This is a genomic window from Paenibacillus paridis (genome assembly GCF_006345825.1).
Lineage (GTDB): Bacteria > Bacillota > Bacilli > Paenibacillales > Paenibacillaceae > Pristimantibacillus > Pristimantibacillus paridis.
Genome location: NZ_VCIX01000091.1, coordinates 154,242 through 176,664, shown reverse-complemented (window position 1 = coordinate 176,664; position 22,423 = coordinate 154,242). Strand labels below are relative to the sequence as shown.

13 protein-coding genes are annotated in these 22,423 nt (G+C 49.2%); 5 read left to right on the top strand and 8 right to left on the bottom strand.

The genetic code is table 11. The features are described 5' to 3' along the window. Positions 1-28 precede the first annotated feature (28 nt). On the top strand, positions 29-2,185 hold the full coding sequence (locus FJQ58_RS20850; RefSeq protein WP_139996743.1) for a YhgE/Pip domain-containing protein: 2,157 nt from the start codon (positions 29-31) through the stop codon (positions 2,183-2,185). 164 nt (positions 2,186-2,349) lie between these two features. On the opposite strand, the gene FJQ58_RS20845 is transcribed toward FJQ58_RS20850, so the two are convergent. Continuing rightward, positions 2,350-7,953, bottom strand: a complete 5,604-nt coding sequence (locus tag FJQ58_RS20845; RefSeq protein WP_139996742.1) for an S-layer homology domain-containing protein — start codon at positions 7,951-7,953, stop codon at positions 2,350-2,352. Positions 7,954-8,467: 514 nt separating this feature from the next. Between FJQ58_RS20845 and FJQ58_RS20840 the strand changes: the two genes are divergently transcribed. After that, positions 8,468-9,034: a beta-class carbonic anhydrase gene (locus tag FJQ58_RS20840; protein WP_139996741.1), complete on the top strand. Its 567-nt coding sequence runs from the start codon at positions 8,468-8,470 to the stop codon at positions 9,032-9,034. Between the two features lie 88 nt (positions 9,035-9,122). Here FJQ58_RS20840 and FJQ58_RS20835 read toward each other — a convergent pair whose 3' ends face one another. From FJQ58_RS20835 to FJQ58_RS20820, 4 genes are all read right to left on the bottom strand, one after another. After that, a complete protein-coding gene (locus FJQ58_RS20835; RefSeq protein WP_139996740.1) occupies positions 9,123-9,599 on the bottom strand; it encodes a GyrI-like domain-containing protein in 477 nt (158 codons plus the stop codon). Positions 9,600-9,663: 64 nt separating this feature from the next. Continuing rightward, positions 9,664-10,602, bottom strand: a complete 939-nt coding sequence (locus FJQ58_RS20830) for a helix-turn-helix transcriptional regulator (protein ID WP_139996739.1) — start codon at positions 10,600-10,602, stop codon at positions 9,664-9,666. Positions 10,603-10,642: 40 nt separating this feature from the next. After that, entirely contained in the window at positions 10,643-11,452 is an 810-nt protein-coding gene (locus FJQ58_RS20825; protein WP_139996738.1) for a GNAT family N-acetyltransferase, read from the bottom strand. Between the two features lie 195 nt (positions 11,453-11,647). Further along, on the bottom strand, positions 11,648-12,556 hold the full coding sequence (locus tag FJQ58_RS20820; RefSeq protein WP_139996737.1) for an NAD(P)/FAD-dependent oxidoreductase: 909 nt from the start codon (positions 12,554-12,556) through the stop codon (positions 11,648-11,650). A gap of 250 nt (positions 12,557-12,806) precedes the next feature. Here FJQ58_RS20820 and FJQ58_RS20815 point away from each other — a divergent pair, with 250 nt between their 5' ends. Together FJQ58_RS20815 and FJQ58_RS20810 are read left to right on the top strand one after the other, a co-directional pair. Continuing rightward, positions 12,807-14,159, top strand: coding sequence for an MATE family efflux transporter (locus tag FJQ58_RS20815; protein ID WP_238404216.1), 1,353 nt, complete (start codon positions 12,807-12,809; stop codon positions 14,157-14,159). A gap of 83 nt (positions 14,160-14,242) precedes the next feature. After that, positions 14,243-15,211 carry an MraY family glycosyltransferase gene (locus FJQ58_RS20810; protein ID WP_420799853.1) on the top strand — a complete coding sequence of 323 codons (969 nt, stop codon included), beginning with the start codon at positions 14,243-14,245 and terminating at the stop codon, positions 15,209-15,211. A 60-nt stretch (positions 15,212-15,271) separates the two neighbouring features. Here FJQ58_RS20810 and FJQ58_RS20805 read toward each other — a convergent pair whose 3' ends face one another. After that, a complete protein-coding gene (locus FJQ58_RS20805) occupies positions 15,272-16,531 on the bottom strand; it encodes a TolB-like translocation protein (RefSeq protein WP_139996735.1) in 1,260 nt (419 codons plus the stop codon). Between the two features lie 315 nt (positions 16,532-16,846). On the opposite strand from FJQ58_RS20805, the gene FJQ58_RS20800 reads away from it, so the two are divergent. Beyond that, positions 16,847-18,886: an acyltransferase family protein gene (locus FJQ58_RS20800; protein WP_139996734.1), complete on the top strand. Its 2,040-nt coding sequence runs from the start codon at positions 16,847-16,849 to the stop codon at positions 18,884-18,886. Between the two features lie 127 nt (positions 18,887-19,013). Here FJQ58_RS20800 and FJQ58_RS20795 read toward each other — a convergent pair whose 3' ends face one another. Both FJQ58_RS20795 and FJQ58_RS20790 read right to left on the bottom strand, forming a co-directional pair. Next, positions 19,014-20,039: a DUF3137 domain-containing protein gene (locus FJQ58_RS20795; RefSeq protein WP_139996733.1), complete on the bottom strand. Its 1,026-nt coding sequence runs from the start codon at positions 20,037-20,039 to the stop codon at positions 19,014-19,016. Between the two features lie 271 nt (positions 20,040-20,310). After that, positions 20,311-22,410 carry a glycoside hydrolase family 36 protein gene (locus FJQ58_RS20790; protein ID WP_139996732.1) on the bottom strand — a complete coding sequence of 700 codons (2,100 nt, stop codon included), beginning with the start codon at positions 22,408-22,410 and terminating at the stop codon, positions 20,311-20,313. Positions 22,411-22,423 lie beyond the last annotated feature (13 nt).

Sequence of the window (22,423 nt, the reverse complement as noted above, 5' to 3'; positions counted from 1 at the left end):
GAGCAGCATTTTTGGGAGGTCGAACATATTGAGCCATATTTTGTCCATATACGCCAAAGATCTTCGTCATATCGTGCGAAATAGCGCCGCAGCCATCATTATTATCGGACTCGCCTGCCTGCCTTCCCTCTATGCATGGTTCAATATCAAGGCATCATGGGACCCTTATGGGCAAACTAGCTCGCTCGCTATTGCTGTCGTGAACAACGACGAGGGCGCCGAGCTGCGCGGCACACCGATAAGAGTAGGCGATGAAATTATTGCCTCCTTGAAGGAAAATAAGAAGATCGGCTGGGTTTTCGTTGACGAGGAAAGCGCGCTTGCGGGCGTGAAGCATGGCGAATACTATGCCAGCATTACGATTCCGGCTGACTTCTCCGCCAAAATGGCGACCGTGCTGACCGATAACTTGCAGCAAGCGGAGCTGGATTACGCCGTAAATGAAAAAATAAATGCAGTCTCACCGAAAATTGCCCAAAAAGGAGCAAGCGGCATTATTGAGGAAGTCCGCAGCAGCTTTGTCAAAACAGCTAACGAGACGATTTTTCGTATTTTCAATCAGATCGGGATAGAGCTGGAAGAAAACCGGCCGGCCATTGAGCAGGTTAGAAGCACCGTGTTCAAGCTAGAAGCGCTCATTCCTAAAATAAATGAAGCCGTAGCGCTAGCATCGACAGACCTCGATAAATCGAAAAAAATCGTCGCTTCCGTCCAAACCGAACTGCCCAAGGCCGCTAAGCTCGCGAAGGACGGGGAAGCATTCACGAAGCAGCTGGGCAGTTTTTTTGACCAGAGCACGGCTGCGCTCGACACAGCCGGCCCGCTCATCAAGCAGGATCTGCAGCTGCTGCTCCAAACGGCTGGGGCGGTCGAGGAGCTAACTGCTGTTTTGCAAGGTGCGGACGTAGATCCGGAAACCGTACAGGCCGCGCTTGCGTTAGCCAAAAAGCGGCTTACCAGCGCAGTATCCGTTACGGAAGGAACGATTAAGCTGCTGCAACGTTTAAATGAGTCGGCTTCAGCGGGAAGCAAGCTCCTCACGCCTACTATTGAGCGTTTAAAACAAATCAATACCCGCTTCGGGCAGCAGCTTGCGGTTGTACAGCAAATTCATGCAGCCATCAAGAAGGGCGAGCAGCCTGCTGCGACGCTCATCGACCGGCTTCACGCCTTGTCGGCGGAGACTTCTGCTATGTTAAACGACCTGCTCAGCCGCTATGATTCCGACATTTTGCCGCGCATCCAGCAAGCAGCAGGCAAAGCCAAGCAAGCCGCAGCGGACGCGCAGTCGATACTCGCAGCAGCGAACAAAAATATGCCAAGCGCCCTGCAAATCGTGAACGATGCCGCCAAGGGGCTCGAGACCGGCAGCAAGGAACTAGCGAAAATAAAGCAGAACCTGCCTGCTGCTGAGCAGCGGGTCAAAGATTTCGCACAGCGCATACGCGACCTGGAAAAGGAAGGCAATTTGAACGAGCTTGTCGATCTCCTCAAGAACGATGCGGAACGCGAGGGGGCCTTCTTCGCAGAACCAGTCATCCTGAAAGAAAATCGGCTGTATCCGATTCCGAATTACGGCTCTGCGATGTCGCCTTTTTTTACGACGTTGTCGTTATGGGTCGGGGCGCTATTGCTCGTGTCCCTGCTCAGCGTGGATGTCCATGACGAAGAACGTAAGTACCGCAGCTACCACATCTATTTCGGCCGCTTTCTCACTTTCCTTACTATCGCGCTGCTTCAGTCCGTGCTTGTGACGGCTGGAGATATTTGGCTGCTCAAAGCTTACGTCGCGGATAAAACGTGGTTCATCTTGTTCGGCTTGGCGCTCAGCGCAGTATTTATGCTTATCGTGTACACGCTGGTGTCCGTATTCGGCAATGTCGGCAAAGCCATGGCTATCGTTCTGCTCGTGCTTCAGCTCGCCGGCTCTGGGGGGACGTTCCCTATTCAGGTTACGCCGCCTTTTTTCCAAGCGATCCATCCGTTCTTGCCCTTTACCTATGCGATTAGCATGATGCGCGAGGCCGTGGGCGGGATTTTGTGGGATATTGTCGTCAGAGACCTGATTGCCTTAGCGGTTTTTGCTGGCGCCGCTCTAGTTATGGGACTCGCCTTAAAGAAATGGATTAACCGCTACTCCGTCAAAATGCTGGAAAAAGCGAAGCAAAGTGGCTTAATCCACTAAAAGAGCCTGTTCAAAATGCCGCCTATCTTCATCGAAAATTTCACAATCTAAATAGGGTAATTAAAGAATTTTGAGCCAACCCATTCAAAAAGGTTATCCTTCAACCCGTTGAATCAACGGATTGAAGAATAACCCTCACTTCAAAATTATTCTTTTATTTTAAGTTACTTGTTCTTTTGATCCAAAATTTTCAGAAGAACGGTAACGGCCTCTGCTCTTGTCGTCCCGGCATTAGGATCGAATGTATTGTTTCCTTTTCCACCCACAATGCCAAGCATCTTGACGGCTGAGACTGCGTTTTTTGCCCAATCCGGAATCGCTTTGTCGTCTGCAAAGCCCGTTTCGGAACTGGCTTGTAACGACAGACCTAATGCGTTAGCAACGATCATCGCCATTTCCGCGCGAGTAATGGCTGCATCCGGACGGAAGGACCCATCTGCATAGCCTTTTAGATATCCCGCTTGTACGGCTTGCGCCACTGCATTCTTCGCCCATGCCCCAATTTTCGCCTCATCGGTAAATGCCGGCGATGTTCCTGCATCTAGTCCTTGAAGCTTCAACGTATTCATCAGCATCACTGTGAATTCCGCCCGTGTCACGGTGTGATTGGGCTTAAACGTTCCATCTGGATAGCCGTTAACCATTCCGCTTCCTACTGCTTGCTTAATTGCTGTCTCCGCCCAATGTCCTGTAATGTCGCTCAAATGTTTCGTCGGTTCTTGCCCATCCACTGGCGATTGGCCGGTGGCGATTACAGCAAACTTCGTAAAGTGATTAATCTTCACCGTAATATAATTGCCTGTTATTATTCCGCCAGCCACTTCCACCCAGCCTTTTTTCAATTCATCATAATAGAAGATAGCCATCGATTGGCCTTCCTTCAAGAGGGCAGGGTTAAACGCAATGGAAAGCGAAACGGGATTATTAAAGTTCTCCTTGAAGTTTTTTAGAATCTCATAGACCCCGGTAATCATTACTTCATTATTCTTGAGAAGGTTTTGCGTGTCCGTCAATTTGTCGATCGTAATTCTGAGCTCTTTATCGGTAGCATTAGCTGGAATTGAGAGGATAATTTCCTTGCCCAAACTAACCTCTCCCGACTTACCAGCCGGAACCGTAAGCTTCCCATCCGTCGAGTATGCTTTTGGGTCGCTTGGAGGCGTAGAACCGCCGCCGGATGGAGGTGCAGCATTAACAGAAACCGTGTAAGTAACCTTCGTTATGCCATCCTGCGCAACTACAATGACCTTGCTACTAGAAGTTAAGTTGCTTGCTATCGTTGTTCCATCGGCATCAAAGATTTCAAAAGTCGCTCCCGCTGCCTGGATAATCGCTGCCTTTAAAACAGCTATCGTTGTGCCGTACGGAATATTCGAGATGCTCTCGTTCGCCGTTCCGCCCACACTTACGGTCCCTAGGGTAGATGATATCGTGGCATCGTGGCTTAAAGATGCACTATTAGTCACCGTTATTACCCAGTTCTGCTGAGTCCCATCTACCGCTGTTATCGAATAAGTAACCGGCCCAGTGAAATCGTTACGGGTCGTCCCGCTTACTTGGGCTATGGAGCCAACTTGCGCCGAGGCTCCTGCAGATAACGTAAATGTAGCCTTCATTCCATTTCGATCTGTGCCGTGAGGAACAGTAAGCGCGATGTTCGTCCCGCTAATCGTACCCGTGACCACTGGCGTCAACTCTGCAAAGCTGAAAGCGGTAATGTCCTTCTCGTTGCTAGCAGCCACCGTTACGGTGACGATATACTGTTTCGTTGTGCCATCCTGTGCAGTGACAGTGTAAATCACGGGAGAAGTAAAGTCATTTCCCGTCGTCCCGCTCACTTGAGCTATGGAGCCGACTTGCGCAGAGGCTCCTGCAGATAATGTGAACGTGACTTTCAACCCATTTCGATCTGTGCCGTAAGGAACAGTAAGCGCGATGTTTGTCCCGCTAATCGTGCCCGTCACCACTGGCGTCAACTCTGCAAAGCTGAAAGCGGTAATGTCCTTCTCGTTGCTAGCAGCCACCGTTACGGTGACGATATACTGTTTCGTTGTGCCATCCTGTGCAGTGACAGTGTAAGTCACTGGAGAAGTGAAGTCATTTCCCGTCGTCCCGCTTACTTGTGCTATGGAGCCAACCTTCGCCGAGGCTCCTGCAGATAATGTGAAAGTGGCTTTCAACCCATTTCGATCTGTGCCGTAAGGAACAATAAGCGCGATGTTCGTCCCGCTAATCGTACCCGTCACCACTGGCGTCAAATCAGCAAAGCTGAAGGCTGTTATATCCTTCGCGCTGCTCGGAGCTACCGTTACAGTTACGGTGTACTGTTTCGTTGTGCCATCCAGCGCAGTGACAGTGTAAATCACGGGAGAAGTAAAGTCATTTCCCGTCGTCCCGCTTACTTGTGCTATGGAGCCAACTTGCGCCGAAGCTCCTGCAGATAACGTAAATGCAGCCTTCATTCCATTTCGATCTGTTCCGTACGGAACAGTAAGCGCAATGGTTGTCCCGCTAATTGTACCCGTCACCACTGGCGTCAAATCCGCAAAGTTAAAGGCTGTTATATCTTTTGCGCTGCTCGGAGCCACCGTTACGGTGACGATATACTGTTTCGTTGTGCCATCCTGTGCTGTGACAGTGTATGTCACTGGAGAAGTGAAGTCATTTCCCGTCGTCCCGCTCACTTGAGCTATGGAGCCAACTTGCGCCGAGGCTCCTGCGGATAATGTGAACGTGGCTTTCAACCCATTTCGATCTGTGCCGTAAGGAACAGTAAGCGCAATGGTTGTCCCGCTAATCGTACCCGTTACCACTGGCGTCAAATCCGCAAAGCTGAAGGCTGTTATATCTTTTGCGCTGCTCGGAGCCACCGTTACGGTAACAATATACTGTTTCGTTGTGCCATCCTGTGCAGTGACAGTGTAAATCACGGGAGAAGTAAAGTCATTTCCCGTCGTCCCGCTCACTTGTGCTATGGAGCCAACCTTCGCCGAAGCTCCTGCAGATAACGTAAATGTAGCCTTTAATCCATTCAGATTAGTGCCATGCTTTACTTCAATAGCTACCGTTTGTGCGGTTGTATTAATCGCTGCTGGATTGTTTTGCGCAGCAAAGCTGAACGCAACGATATCGTTGGCACTGCTCGGCGGCGCAACAGTCACGGTAACCACCCAGTTCTGCCTTGTACCGTTCTCCGCCTGCACAACATAAGTGACCGGGTTCGTGAAATTGTTAGAAGTTGTGCCGCTTCTTTGAGTTGTCCCGTTTACCTTTGTAGAGGATGCTGGGGTTAATGTGAATGTGGCAATCAGATTAGTCACATTCGTTCCATACTTTACCTCTATGTCGACCGTACGAGCTGCCGTGTTGATTGTTGCCGGCTTGGTTTGCGAAGAAAAACTATATGCTGTAATGTCTTTTGCGCTACTTAGTTCAATAGAGACATAGACCGTCCATTCTTGGGTGCTACCATCTGCTGCAGTTACTACGTATTGAACAGGGTTCCTAAAATCGTTGGCAGTCGTCCCGCTTACTTGAGTAATTGAGCCAACTTTTGCTGAAGCATCAGGTGATAGAGAGAATGTGGCCTTCAAATTAGACAAGCTGCTATAAGAGGTTGCGTATACAACTTCAATCTCTACGGTAAAATCTGTCGTATTGATCGTAGCTGCTTTGGTTTGGGTAACGGCGTTTAATGAGAACGCCATAATATCTTTCTCACTGCTTTTTCTCACGGTTACAGTCCAGTTTTGACTGCTTCCATCCCCTGCTTTTACTGTATAGGTAACTGGAGTTGTAAAATTATTAGCACTCAGTCCACTTACTTGGTCAACCATGCCGACTTTAGCAGAGGCTTCTGGGGATAACGTAAATGTAGCCTTCAAGTTGGTTACATCAGTGGCATTCCCCACTTGAATCTCGACAGTGTGTGCAGTCTTATTAATTGTTGCTGCTCCGGTCTGCTCCGCTAAACTAAATGACATGATATCCTTCGCACTGCTTGCTATGACAGACACGATGTATGTAACTTTCGTTACCCCATCCGCTGCGGTTACAATGACTTTCTTTCCTGAGGTTAGGTTTGTTGCAACGGTGGCTCCGTCTTCATCGTAGATTTCAAACGTTGCATTAGTCGCTGGCATAATTTCTTCTTTTAATACGGCTAATGTTGTTCCAGACGGAATATTGGTGATCGTTTCATTTGTTGTTCCGTCAGTACTCACGATTCCGATACCGGAAGTCAAAGTGGCAGCTGAGCTTTGGGCTTCCCACTGCGCATACAAGGTTGTATAGGGCATGGCCTCGAAAGAACCACTATAGCTCTTTCCATTTCCATTTTCTTGTGTGTTCCATCCTATAAAGGTATAACCCGTCTTTACTAAATTTAATGTCCCTGTATATATGCTAGCCGTTTCTCCAGGTAGATATAAATTGGAGTCAATCGGAACGGTCCCGCCAGTGTTTCCGTTTCCGTCATATTTTAATTGAAACAAGAAATCTTGCAAATAAGGATATCCGCCGTTACGCGATGGATCTATCGCCCAAAGAGTATTAAAATCCCAGCCACCTACAGGCCCCTTCATATTTTCGTCTAGGTAAATGCTGCCTATATTGTTTCCTTCACCATTGCTGGTCAAAGGGCTGATAGGAGCAATATCTCCGCTCACATGACCACTTGCATAACTATTGCTATATGATCCACTACTATTACTGTAAGCATAGCCAATCAAGCCACCGACAAAACTATATCCGCTCACTTTCCCCGTAGTAAAGCTGTCGCTTATTATTCCGCTAACTTCAAGATTGCTGACTAAGCCACCTACATGCTGTCCTCCGTTCACCTCACCTGTGGAATAACTTTTGCTAATCGTTCCATAATTGTAACCCGTTAATCCACCTGAAGAAAAACTACCATTAACTTTGCCTGTCGCAAAACTGTTCCTTATTTCAGTATTTGTAGAATTGCTGCCAACAAGGCCGCCAATACTTTGACCATCTATCATTTCCCCTGTGGCGTAACTGTAGCTAATCGTTCCATCATTATTGCCTACTAAACCGCCAACTGCATAATCTCCTGTTACATTTCCCGTGGCGTAGCTGTAATTAATAGCTCCGCTATTCGTACCCACTAAACCGCCTGAAGAGAAGCCCGATCCAGTAACGCTAGCATGAGCGTAACTATTGTCGATTATGGCATGCCCATTAGAAATCGCAACGCCATTATCGCCAATCAAGCCACCTACTCTATCTTTTCCGCCTACATTTCCGGTGGCATAACTATATGAAACTTTCCCTCTATTTGCACCCACCAAACTACCTACACTATTATTTCCAGTAACGTCCACATTTTCTAGATTTACTTTAGAAATGATACTTTCCTCGCTTGTCAACCCGAATAAACCCAAGTTATTACCACTTGTATTTATTTTTAATCCATTAATTGCAAATCCGTTTCCGTTAAAATTCCCCCTAAATGGCGTCGCGCGATTATTACCAATAGGAGTCCAGTTATCTTTATAATCGCTAGTACTCAAGTCAATATTTTTTGTCTGCTTGAAATAAAGACCTGCATTCAAATAAGCTCCCCGAATCTGGTTAAGCTGATCGGCAGTTCCGATGAGATAGGGGTTACTTGCTGTACCACTTCCTAAAAACTCATTTGCCGCAAACACTTTGTTGTTTCCAAAAATCCCCGAAGGTGCGACAACACCTAATCCTAATACTATCGTCAATAGGATAGACAAGGCTTTTTTTCCTGATCTACGCATTCTTTATTCTCCTCTCGTACTATCTGATGGAATAAACGATTCACTGACAAGTCTACTAAAGCACAATAAAAGAATAATGAAAGATTTGATGAGGAAAAGACAAAAACCTTGTTACAACAAGGCTTCGCGGTTTTGGATGAACTACGAAACTTTTTTGTTTGGTGCATCTTTCCTTAAAAATCACATTTATTAGATATACTTGTAATGTACGAGCTGTTTTCGAATTTCCTTCTACCAATGCTTAAGGCATCGATTCCAGACCAGCATGGGTTAACACCAATGGAAAAAGCACAAACGCTAAGGTTCCCCAGATCCCACACATGTTGAAAAACGTATTCCGATCCCGACGGCCCTTGGGACACGGGAAACAATGGAATTTTTGGTTAAACGGTGAAATTTCCGATGAGGATAGGACTTTTTTGAACAGCCGCGAACAGAAAATTTGACTCCATCCTACTTTCTATGAATAATAATTAATATAAATAGAAAGTCATGCGGCTAGGAGGAAATGATTATGTCCATCGTTCCACGTATGTTAGAATTCAACAAGAAATTTGTCGAAGAGAAGAGTTATGAAGCTTATCTCACGGACAAATTTCCAGACAAAAAGGTAGCCGTTCTCACCTGTATGGACACGCGTCTTATCGAGCTGCTTCCCAAAGCTCTTAATTTCAAAAACGGGGATGCCAAATTTATCAAAAACGCGGGCGCGATCTTGACCCAGCCATTCGGAAGCGCCATGCGCAGCATCCTTGTTGCTGTCTATGAGCTTGGAGCACGCGAGGTGTTGGTAATCGGCCACCATGGCTGCGGCATGACAAATCTCGATACCGCAGGCATGGTCAGCAAGTTCATCGATCACGGCATCGATCCGCTTGCCATTGAGACCCTAGAAAATTCCGGAATCCGCATGGATAAGTTTCTAAGAGGTTTCAAAAGCGCCGAAGAAGGCGTCATGCACAGCGTCAAATTAATTCGCAAACATCCGCTGTTTCCTAAGGATATCCCGGTACACGGCTTCATTCTCAGCCCGGAAACGGGCGCAATAGAGGTTCTTTGCCAAGATTACCGCGAGGACTAGCCTTTGGATAAGGAAAAAACAAGAAGCACCCCAGCTTTCGTTGGGGTGCTTCTTATGTTGTGCTTCTTTGGGTATGCTGTTGCTCGCTTTATTTTACAGCGATATAAATGTCAACCTCGGCAGCGGCTGGGTCAAAGGATCGGCCGTCATACAGCTCATAATCCCCCGTATAAGCTCGCTCAATAGACGATTGCTCGAAAAATGTCCATATTTCTTGCCATGCTTGAGCAACAACTTCGTACACCGGGCCTTTCTTCGTCTTGAAAACGAGAAATTTCGACTCCGGAATTTCAGCCTGCGCCAGGCCAGACGGTACCGGTACATCACTGCGCTCATGCCCGATCAGCACCGTATAAGCACCCGTAGCATCGCTCTCGTAATCGGTATATAGCGCATAAATCAAATGGGCGTGCTTCGCCTGAAGCCGCTCAGCAATCCCGCTCGCAAAGTAATCGTTCCACAACGCCGAAAGGCGTCCGTTTCCCCCTGTTTCAACCGCATTGGTCGTTCGAACAGCGATTCCTGCCAATGACACTCCAGGTTTGCCAATCAGGTCTGTATGCAAGATGATTCCCCATTTCTTTGGATTTGTCCTTATTGTAACCGGGGAATCTGGACAGCTGTCTGTCTTAGTTAACGTATCGTCCAATAATATTTCGGGCTCGCTGAATAACTTGCTCCGCAACAAAGTCAGGCTGCTCGACTTTTACGTGATCGCTATGGCTGAGCAGCATCCCATAAAACCACTCATCTAACACAAAGCTGTTCTTGACCCGCAAGGAGCCATCCTCGGCAATCGTCACTTTATCCGCAGGAAAGGAATCGCCGACACGGTAACGCGCCTGGGGGCGGAAAACAAGCGTAACCTCCACTTCATCCGTTCCTAGCCAGTCCGAATCCCACGCATACTTGTCCAGCACAGCAGCCTCGCGGCGCTCAAAGGTTGCAGACAGCGCTTCGGCTTGATGAATGCGCGACACACGAAAAACGCGGAATGCCCCGCGCAATAAGCAATAAGCGTGTACATACCAGATATTCCCTTTTAAAATCAGGGCATAGGGCTCTGCCGTCCGTTCCGTTTCCGTGCCATTGCGGTTAATGTAGCTCAACTGCACGATTCGTTTATCTTCAATCGCTTGCTTGAACAAATTGACTTTTTGGCGCGCTTCCGGCCCCTGTCCCCATGGATTAAGATCGAACACCAAGCTTTCGCCGCGCTGGCCATTGCTGTCCTTGTCAGATTTGCGCAGCAGCGCCATCACTTTATCCTGCAATGTAGAGTAGGCTGTATCGTCCACCGCCATTCCCACGCCTTTCACGGCGGCAATCATGGACGAGAGCTCGCTTAAGGTTAAATATTGCCGAGATATCGTGTACTGCTCCATGATCTCGAATCCGCCCGTCGTGCCTTGATGGGCTAAGACGGGAATACCGGATTGGCTGAGCGTATCCATATCCCGGTAAATCGTTTTGGTCGAGACCTCAAAACGCTCAGCCAATTCCTTGGCGCTGATCCGGCCACGGTTCAAGAGCAACACCGTCATGGCCAGCAATCGATCTATTTTCAACGACTTTCCTACTTTCTTCAGTTAATCCGATATTCTGCCGCTAACCAAAGCGAATTTCCGCAATGGGGCCGCTCTCAATAAAACCTACGTTTTTGTATACCTTATTGGAGGCTGGGTTTTTAACGTCTGCATACAGCATAGGCTTCCTATTCTCTTCCTCCAAAATCGAACAAAGACCAGCAACGATCGCGCTCGCATAACCGTTCTTCCGCAGCACTGGCGGAGTATATACCGCGTTAATCCGACCGTGGCGCGGAGAACGGTAAGCAATATTGGCCATGGCTACAGGCAGCTCATCCAACGTCCAAAAATACAAATTGCCTCTCATAATCATGCCCTCGGCGACCGGCAGCTGGCTGGCAGGGATAACCGACGCACCGTAGGCATCCTCGGAGAACCCTGCCAGAAATTCGGCAACCAGCTCCAAATGCTGCCTTGTCGCTTGAATCATTTTCCCCTTAACCTTCGCTGGCCGTATGGCTTTAGGGCAAAAATAAGTTTCCATCATCATATAGGCATGATGACCGCGCTGATTGGCTTCCCCATAGATTTTCGCAAACAGCTCTGCTGTTGGCGGCGCTCCGCAAATGCCGGGCAGCTCTGTCCCATCATAGTAGGAAACAAGCTCCTTCATCAACTCTACTTTGCGGTCATCGTCTACGTCCTCGGAAATCCACAGCCAAGCATTATGTCCGGGCGAGCCTGCAAACAAAAGGCGCCCGTCAGGCGACTTTAAGCTTGTTGCTCCGTCAATCGCGGTTATTAAGTGAATTAAATTATATTGCAGCTCGTCCTTCATAAACGGAACCTGGTTTAAAACTCCGTCATCTGGATGCAGCTTCTCAAGCATATCATCTCTCCTCCTTCCGACGAATGATTCCTTTTGCTTCATCTAAATCTCCTGATGGTTTTCGTCCACAACCAATACCCATTAAACCTGCTGCTCTAACAAACCTTGCTTCACTTTAAGATTCCTCATTTATCAGCCGCCCGGCTGGTTTAGGCGGACGGCTATTAAACAGTTCCAAGGACCGATAATTCAGCTCTACTCCCGCCAAAAGTCCCAATGGGACAGATCAGTATTGGCTCCGATGGCGGCCTTGCTTCCTTCGCCTGCGGCAACAATGAGCTGGGCAGGCACAATAATGGAGGTATCACCTGCCGCATATACGCCCGGCACGCTCGTACGGCCATAGTCGTCCGTTGCAAAGCCGCCTCCCGGCGTCATGGCGCAGCCAAGCGCTTCGCCAAACGAAGCGGCTTGATCCCAAGAGGGGGTAACGAAGCCGCCATCGCGCTCAAATTCCGTGTTATTTTCAAATCGGATCCGCCTCAGCCGTCCATGCTCGCCTGTTAACTCTTTGATTCGGTGAAGATTCACCTGAATGCCCTTTTGTTTAAGCTGGCCGAGCTGCTCGGCATTCAAGCTATTTCTCCCATTAGTGCATACGAGGAGATTCTTGCTCCAATTGTAGACGATTTTGGTTAAAGCGAATAGATTGGAACCCTCGGAAATGACAACAAGCGGTTTATCTCGCAGCTCCCAGCCGTCACAGTAGGGGCAGCTAAACAAGCTAACGCCATAAAACTCGCGGACGCTTGGTATCTCCGGCAAAGATTCCCTAAGGCCTGCCGCCAAAATAATTGTCCGTGCGTGGTACATAACGCCATTGCTTGTTGTCAGCGCAAAGCCCGCCCGATCGGCCTTCACCTCGGTAACCTTATCTGGCTTAATGGTTACTGAAGGATAACGCGCGATGTCCTCATGGGCCAGCCTGCGAAACTCGCGGGGCTCCATGCCGTCCCTTGTCAGAAAGCCATGCGACTGACGCGTCACTGCGTTTCTTGGCTTATTATGATCAAACACAATAACGTGTCTCTTCGCCCTGCCGAGCACCAATGCAGCGTTTAAGCCCGCCGGCCCGCCGCCTATAACGGCACAATCCAGCTTCATCGCGGAACCGCCTCTCTTCGGCCTATAGCCGTAGTTGGTTATCCTTATTCCGATATCACGAGAAGGATGCATTGATTATTTGCTAGCTCCGTGATTTTGGCGATTGACAGTGGATGAACGTTCAATTTACAATGCAAATATATCCAATTCCATACGGGCAATGCTTTCAGTTAATCGAACAACCCTTTTCTTATTCCAAGAGAAGGGTTGTTTTTTTGTTTCAAACACTTGTTTCGGGGAGATGAATCATTTGGAACAGCAAGCTGGCTTCTATCAAAATGTATTCAAAATCGCGGTGCCGATTACGCTGCAAAGCCTCATTATGGCGTTGCTCCAGCTCACGGACCAGCTCATGGTTGGCAGCCTTGGCGAGCATACCATCGCTGCTGTCGGCATTGCCGGAAAGCTGTATTCAGTGTTATCAGTCGTCCTCATGGGCATCGGAACCGGGGTTTCCATTTTTGCCGCGCAGTATTGGGGCCGGCAGGATACGACAAGCCTATCCCGGCTTCTGGGGCTGGGTCTTGTTATCGGCGGCGCCTTTACGCTGCTCTTCTCTCTTTGCACAGCTCTTTTTCCCCAGTATGGGCTGCGGTTGTTCACAAATGACGCCAACGTGATTAACGCTGGCTCCCGCTTCCTGTTCCTCATCTCCTTCAGCTACATTCCCGCTATGCTAACGATCATGTACTCTGCTGTCTTGCGAAGCACGGGAACGGTCAAGCTTCCGATGTATATCAGCTTCGCAGCTGTTATCGTAAACGTAATTCTGAATTATTTCCTCATATTCGGCCATGGCTTCTTTCCCCGGCTTGGGGCCGAAGGCTCAGCTGCAGCTACTGTCATTGCTAGGATCATGGAAGCTGGTTTATTGATCGGGCTTGTTTACTACCGAAGGCTGCCCGGTGCGGCGAGGCTCCGCGAGCTGTTCGGTACGGCTTCAGGCCTGACGGGCCGCTTTCTGCGAACAACCTACCCGCTGCTCCTGACGGAGCTGCTATGGGTGCTAGGAGAAACGTCTTACTCTATCATCTATGGTAAAATGGGCGGCGCTCAGCTCACAGCTATGACCTTGTCTTATCCGATTCAGGCACTTAGCTTCGGCTTGCTATCCGGACTCGCTGCCGCTGCGGGCATCATGATTGGCCAACTGCTGGGCGCCGGGAAAAAGGAAGAGGCGTTGGCTTTTGCAAAGCGATTTGTCCGATTTGGCCTACTCTCGTCCATGCTGCTTATGCTCCTGTTGGCGGTTCTCGCGCCGGTCTATTTATCAGCCTTCCAGCTTACGGCCGTCACTTATAGCTACAGCATCGGCGTGCTATGGGTTTTTGCTGGCTTTTTCGCGGTGAAAGCATTCAATATGATTGTAGCGGGCGGTATTTTGAACAGCGGCGGAGACAGTCACTTTGTCTTTCGGATGGAAGCCGGAGCCACGTGGTTCATCGGTGTCCCGCTTGGTTTGCTCGCGGCGTTTGTATTGAAATGGCCGGTATACGGGGTATATTTTCTTCTTTCCATTGAGGAAATCGTGCGCATGGCATGCGGCGCTATTCGACTCCGTTCGCGTAAATGGATGAATCAATTGGCCGGAGCCGAAGATTAAGTTCTTCTCACTTATGATATCTGTAATCGACAATTTTCTGCTTGCGCTGTATAATTCTGTTGTTCCTTCAATAATTAACGGTGGTGACGAACATTTTATACGTCTTCTCTTTGTTGTTGTCCTTTGCGATCGTTTATTTCCTGATTCCCCCGTTTGGAAGGCTGGCATTCCGCCTCGATTTTGTGGACAAGCCCCGCAAAGACGTTGAGCGCAAGCTTCACAGGGAGCCTATTCCCCTTACGGCAAGCTATGTCATATTTATCGGTTTCTTCCTCACGTATTTGCTAGTTACGAGAGATTTCTCGCTGCAAACGGGAGCAATCTTTGTCGGCGGCGTGCTGCTGCTGGTCATAGGAACCGTTGACGATTGGTACAAGACAAAGGGCAAGGACTTTCCGTCACTCCCTAAATTTATCGTACAAATTTCAGCGGCAGTGCTCGTTTATGCTTCCGGCATATCGTTCACAGGCTTTTATAATCCACTTTCCGGCGAATACGTCTTATTGCCGGAAATATTACAATTTGCGCTTACGATCCTATGGATATTCGGCGTAACGACCGTCATCAACTTCTCCGATGGGATGGACGGGCTTGCCGGCGGGCTATCCGCCATTTCCGCAGTTACGCTGTTCGTCGTCGCCATAGCAAAAGGGCAGTCGAACTCCGCCATTATGGCAATTATTTTGGTAGGCGTTACGATTGCTTATTTACGCTATAACAAGCCGCCAGCCAAAATATTCATGGGGGACGCCGGGGCTACCTTCCTCGGGTTCATATTGGCCGTTATCGCGCTCGACGGCGCATTTAAACAGGCTACCGTCATGTCGCTGTTTATTCCTATTTTGGCGCTCGGCGTACCTATTTTCGATAATTTGTTCGTCGTGATCAGAAGAATGATGCAGGGCAAAGCCATTTATCAGGCAGACGCCAGCCAAGCCCATTACCGCTTGCTGCGCGCAGGCCTTAACCACAAGCAGGTGGTCATGTTTCTATGCCTGATCAGTACTTGCCTCTGCCTATCGTCCATCATTTTGCTGCTAGTCCAAATTTAAGATCAGAACCGGGGACAACATTCCCGGTTCTTTTTGTATGCCCCGCTTGCCACGAAGCCTTTACTTCGCGGAAGGTCGCTCATAAAAGGAAAGGACCGCCGGCCATCGCCACTGTCCATAATAAGAATCCGCACTGTCGACCTCTTTGATCCACTCTACCGGCTGCCTGCCGTCTTGTTCAGCAACAATAACACGAGCTGCTGCTTGTCCGTGAATTACCCAAGCCAGCTTCGATTGAAGTCCTACCGGATAATAGGCGCCAAAATTAGCGGAGGGTTGCGTGATAGAGGTTTGTTTACCGCTCTCCAATTCCACTCGTGCGATAAACGGAAGGGCTGCCGCTACCGCACCGCTCTCCGGCTTCAATTCCACTGCGCGCGACACCGCGATGTGACGAAGGTCCTGCCAGGCAAACGCTTGGTCCACATACCCCTCCGGAGTGTAGGCAGAGCCTTTCTCATGCGTTACCGACAGTACCTTAAGCTGTTTATTATGGGTGGCTTCGCGCCCAATACCGGCAATATAGGCAAGCTGATCGCCACTCTCAGCCCATGCAAACCATTCCTCGTTGCCGACCATTTCATCCAGCGTACGAAAGACGACACCATCGGCAGTAATCACACATAACGTATTGCTGTCAGCAGACAAGGAAGCCGTCGGCTTTGCAAGGAAAGCGATCCAACGTCCATCTGCAGACCATTTAAATAGACTTGTATCGACTGCAAAAAAATCATCGGAAGGCTTAGGCAGTACATGAACGGTTATATACTGGCTTGCATCGCCCAGTGCTTGCAGCGGGATTTGATATAGGCTGATCGGCGTCCAGCCGTCAGGCAGCAGCTCCGATTGCGAGGAAGCGAAGAAGCCACCGCCAGCCGGAAGCCATGAAAAATTGCCGATCCCTGCGGCCTGGCCGAGCGGCTTATCTGGTTGATCCGCATCCACATAGGACAATAGCCCTTCCGTTTGGTATGCAAGCTTCCGATCCTTCGGCGACCATTGAAATCTTCCGCCTCCTTTTGGCGAGACAAGGCTCGCCTTTCCGCTGCGGAGCTCTAGCACCCACAGCTCCTGCTCCTCTTCCCCTTTCGTAAAGGCCAGCCATTTCCCGTCAAAGGACCATTTCGGGCGGCGCACAAAGGGTCCTGCAGCCAACCTTTTCTCCCGTGTTCCCTCCTTTAGCCAAAGCTCGCCGCCCCGAACAAAAGCCGCTTTTAAAGGTTCTTCCCGCTTAGCAGCCATGGCAGGGGTTACGGATGTTATCGTCATCCATGCCAGAACAAGCAGCAAAACCAAACTCTTTTTGGCAAGGTTCATCATTCATTTATCCTCCTAAATAGTAGCTTTAGCATTACCGTTCCCTTCCCTGGCTGAAACATACTCCCAGCAGCTAGCGGCTATCGTTCTCGCCGGCCTGTATTTGTTTCCGTTTTGATACCTATTTGTAACTGTTCTGTTACGCATTTTCCAACATTCAGGCCTATACTTGCTATACAACGATTTATCTTCCAGAGGGGCTGAACAACATCTTTATCACCGGTACGAACATCCACCACCGCTACACCCGCTTTTTTCTGCTGACCCGCCTTACTTTCTGCATTCTGTTACCTTCTTTAAGCAAAGGAGGAGCCCGACATGCCTAAGCCTATTGGCAGCAGCAGCCGTTACATGCCGGGAATCGACGGCCTGCGGGCTATAGCTGTCCTGGCCGTTATTGCCTATCATTTGAACGTAAAATGGGTACCTGGCGGCTTGCTTGGGGTAACCCTATTTTTTGTCCTCTCTGGGTATCTCATCACGGACATTCTGCTCAAGCAGCTAAATCAAAATAAGAAGCTTAACCTGAAAACATTTTTAATCCGGCGTGCCCGCCGTTTACTGCCTGCTATGTTCATTATGCTAGCTGCCGTTTCTTTATGGCTTGCCATGAGCGATGCTAACCGTCTGCTCTCCTTGAAAGGCGATATCGGCTCGGCACTGCTTTATATTAGTAACTGGTGGCTGATTTTTCATGAAGTATCCTACTTTGAAAGCTTCGGTCCCGCCTCCCCATTCGGCCACTTATGGTCACTTGCCGTAGAGGAACAATTCTATCTCGTTTGGCCGCTACTGCTGGTCGCCGTCATTCGCTTCGTGCCCAAACGTGGCAAGCTTGCTCTCTGGACGCTGGCTGCTGCCGCCTTATCCGCTGGCGCCATGATACTGCTATACCAGCCGGGTGCAGATCCTAGCCGTGTATATTACGGCACAGACACCAGAGCCTTCTCCCTTCTTATAGGAGCAGCGCTTGCCATTGTATGGCCGAGTTGGAAGCTGTCCGATGCGATCTCCTCCCGCAGCCGCATGCTGCTCGATACAGCCGGAACCGCGGGCCTTGTCATTGTTTTACTTATGATCGGAAAAGTCGGCGAGTACGATTCCTTCCTTTACCGCGGCGGCATGGTACTGTTCTCTGTTGCAACGGCCGTCGTGGTTGCAGCCCTTGCCCATCCCGCAAGCAAACTTGCCCGCCTCGTCGGCAGCAAAGCGCTTACGTGGATAGGCGTTCGTTCCTATGGCATTTACTTGTACCATTATCCGATTATTGTGCTGACTACACCTGCCGCCGAGAGCGGTGAACTACACCCGCTTCGGGCAATGACGCAGGTCGTGCTAACCTTGATTTTGGCTGAGTTGTCTTGGCGGTTCATTGAAGAACCGATCCGCCACGGCGCACTAGAGAGATTCGCAAGCCTATTGAAGCAGCAAGCTGTCCGCCGTATCCCCTTTGGTCGAATCAAACGGTCAGCCGGCTATTTCACCGCATCGGTGCTTGTCGTTACCACCGTATCCTGTATGAGCAGCGCCGATTTGCAATCTGCCAGCGTGAATCTAAAAAATTTGCACTCCCAAATTGTAAATGCCAACAACGAGGAGGAAACTCCGCCAACAGATCACGTTAAGCAAGGCGAGTTGGTTGCGGAAGTTACGCCTCACCCAGAGACAACGCCCGAGCCTCATGAGCCGCAGAAGCAAGAAAATAGCAAACCTGCCCGGCCCGTAAAAAATGAAAGCCTGCCGCCAGCTGTCGATCATGCCGTGGTAGAGCAGCCTGCCCCTACGGCTTCTCCGGCTCCGGATACCGAGAGCGTCCCATCCGAAGGCTCCATTAGCCCTGCTCCGGAACAAGAACCGGCAGGCTCCGACAAGGAACCCGTAGAAATTACAGCTATCGGCGACTCCGTACTGCTGGATGCGGGACCTTATCTCGAGAAGTGGTTTCCCGGCATCGTGATCGATGGAAAAATCGGCAGGCAGTTCCGCCAAGCCGCTGCCATTGTTGAATCCATGAAAAGCAGCAACCAGCTTGGAGATACGGTCATTATCGAGCTTGGCACAAATGGGATCTTCACAGCGAAGCAAATGAGTGAACTTCTGGAGACAATCGGAAGCGAGCGCCACATCCTGTTGATCAACACGCGAGTGCCTCGCAAATGGCAGGATTCCGTTAATGAAATGCTCGCGGAAACGGCTGGCAGCAACGAAAATGTGACGCTCGTCGACTGGTATGCAGCTAGTAAGGACAAAGAAGACTTTTTCTCCGCCGATGGCGTGCATTTGAACAAAGAGGGGGCAGAATTTTATGCCGACCTGCTGGCAAGAGGCATTAACGACAAAATAACGGAGGAGGAGTGATAAGTGGCGAAATTGCTGCCCTTCTGTTAACCCGTGCAAATAAGACTACACCTTGAAAAATAACGGCTAAAAAGCCGTTATAGCAAGGTGTAGTCTTATTTTAACGAGTCACATTAAAGTATAAATTTTATTTCTTTCCCCTGATTCTATCATTTAAATCCAATTCCTCGATGATATGAAAAAAAACAGCCATCTCATCATAAACATTCCTCAGATCATACTCACCATATTTCTTCTTGATGCCACTATCAATAAAGTTTTTTTGTGACCATACAGCAACAAACATATAAGAATGATGGAATGAGATCATCATCGGGCTTGTATATCGTTTACAGAAATCAAGCAATTGAACCATTAATGAAGGGCTTAGAATGCTGTGTGCTTCGATTTCATTATCCGTACGTACAGTAAAGTATTGATTAAACTCAGCATGTTCAAGTTCAATTGTAGACTTTGCCTTCTTGCTGGTCGTCGAAGCAGCATTTTGCAGCATTTTTGCAAAAAAACTTCCCATCTTACTATTGGACTTTAAATAATTTGTTTCTACTACTGTTAGGCCAGCAAAGTCCCTTTTGAAATCAGCTATGAATAACACACCGTTAAAAGCGACATTCCTTTGTTTTGTAGTATAACCATCCGCATCAGAAAAGTGATCCTCTGTTGTAATTTTCAATTCAGACATATGAAATTCGGTTACGCCATATTTCCCTTCAAAGTAATCTTCTCCTGTTATATGCCTATTTTCAAACACGAACAGCTCGCTCGCATCAATCCATTCATCGCTAATTCGAGCATCATGCGCATAATGACAATATTTTTCATAATGCTCTGATTCATAGGGAAGCTTCGCAAACTTGAGCATATTGTCTGCCAAAGCGCCAATTACTGCTTGCTTCAGCGCCGCATTGTAGACTGCTCTCCCTTTAGTAAACACACGAAATGTATACCACAGGGATACCAGCCATACAACAATAATAAAAATAGTTAGAAGAGAGTATTCCACGTTTAGAAAAGTAACAACTAAAATAATCGTACAAATCAAAAATACAGCCGCTGCCCTAAGCCTTTTTTTATTCGTATCTGCTTTAATTTGCTTGAGCTCGTCATAGGGAAGGTTGACATTAGTCATAGCAATTTCATAAGTGGGAAGCATTACTCCGACCTCCTTTAAGAATTTTTATATTTATATCGGCTTTATTTGTTCATTATTAGAGAGTAAACCTTTATTTAGAAAAATAACTACCTGCTTCAATTAAAAAAGGAGTGCTCCAGGATTGATGTCCCTGAAAGCACTCCTATTTGCTCTATTCCTTTACAGCTGCATGAACTCATGAGGAGGAAGACATTCGGCAGCTGTCCAAAATGGCGATAATCATGTCTGGCTGCATTCTTGCTGCGGCTCTGATCAGCTAATCTGAATATGCCTAGCTTAACCTCAGTTCGAACAACCGAGCGGTTTTCACCACAGGCAGCGTTACTTCCAATACACCTTCTGCGGCAAGCCATTGGCATTCCGTGCCTTTCGCCTCTTTAGGATAGGCGCATACCGCTTCAAGCGGCTGTCCTTGCCAGCGTGGAAGAGGCAGCTTCACGGAAGCATCTTCTCCGGCGATCCGCCAAACCGCCACATAGATTCGATCATCGTGATAGAGGCCGAAGCTTACAAAGTCCGCTTGCTGCGTAGGCAATCCTAGCGGCCAGAAGGGCAGCGCCTCGGGAATGTCGCCCCGAATTTTTTTGTAATAATCGAGAGCTTCCTTGACGAGCTCCTTGCGGCGCGGGCTCAGCTCGGCCAAATGCCCGCTCTGGTGCACCCTAAGCAGCAACGCGTTGACCATATTGAAAATCACTTCCTCGTCGTCGCCCTCACGCAGCGGATAAGACCAGATGGCCGATTGCTCCGGCGTTAACGCCGCCGGCGAGCTTGCCGCGATCGCCGCATATTTCACATAATCCTCTTGGTCGCTGGTCGATTGAATGCTGTGACGGCTAAGCATCGCGTAATCCATCCGCATTCCGCCGCTGGAGCAGTTTTCGATCACCAAATCGGGATACTTTGCAAAAATATGGTCCAACCAGCTTAGGTAGGCTCGGTTATGTTGAAGAAGGCCCTCTCCATAGCTGTCCGCCGCCGTTTCCGTTCCGATGCCCGCGTTAATATTATAGTCCATTTTGATATAACCAACGCCGTAGTCCTCGACCAAGCGGCGAATGACTTCATTCGCATGGCCGATGACCTTCGGATTGCGATAGTCCAGCTGGTAACGGCTGCGATCCTTGACCCGCTTGCCATGACGCATGAAGAACCAGCTGTCATCGGTCTCCGCCAGCTTCGGACTATTAATGCCCATCACCTCAAGCTCCAGCCACAAGCCGGGTATCAGGCCTTTGCCGCGAATATAATCGAGCACGTATTTGATTCCCTCCGGGAATCTCTCTTCGGAAGGCAGCCACTCGCCTACGCCGTCCCACCATTCCCCGGGCGCATACCATCCCGCATCGATACAAAAATATTCGCATCCGACCTCGGCAGCTGCATCAATCAGCGGAAGAAGCTTAGCCGTCGTGGGGTCACCCCATAAGCAGTTCATATAATCGTTGAAAATCACCCGAAGGAGCTGATTATCCTCATTCGGTCTGCGAATCAGACGGCGATAGGCCGTCAGCTGCGCAATAGACTCCTCGAAGCCACCTTCTACCGAGCCAATGGCCAGCGGCACAGACACAAACTCCGCTCCCGGCGCCAGCTTCAGCCACCAGTGGTTGTCATGCTCGGTTGGACCGCTAATCAGCACCGTCAGCCAGTCCGATTGCTCGATAATCTCCCAGTGCCAAGAGCCGTTATGCTCGATTTGCCAGAAGAGGCTCGTTCCTGCCTCCTCGTTCTGCAGCACAGCCATGGGGATGTGCTCCGCGGCGGACCAAGAACCCGTATTGCTGCAGGAGACCCGCTTGGAGCCACGGTCGATCAGATGCGACATGCCTAGCTCCGGCAGCGTGTACGAACGCCATTGAAGCTCGCTTTGCCAGCCGTTATGGGCAAGATACAGCCTCATTTTGTCATCACGATCCTGGGTGCCTTCCTTATCCAGACCCGTCAGCGCAAATGAAGATACATATTCGACCTCAGCAGCCTGCACTCCCTCATTCCTAAGAACCGACCAGCTGCGAACTGTCTGTACCCCGTCATAGAACTGAAAATGCTGAATCGCCTTTAGGCCCGTTTCTTCATCGCGCAAGCCAAGCTCAAACTTACGTCCAAGCGAATTGCGGGTATCCTCGTGTCCGTCGTAAACCATCCGCAATCCGGGGTACGTCGCCCGATGTGTCCGGCCGTGGTATTCGGCGCGGTCCTCGCCTGTAAGCTGCAGTTCCATAAGCCGGAAGCCCGGCTTTTGCTTGTCCTGTATGACACTAGCATCAAGCGGCTGTGCTCCAAAATGAAGAAACAGCACATCGTTGCTAGCTGTAATTTCAAAATTCAGAAATAGCCCGTTTTCGTTGACATCTATTCTTTTGCTCATCGCTATTCCACAT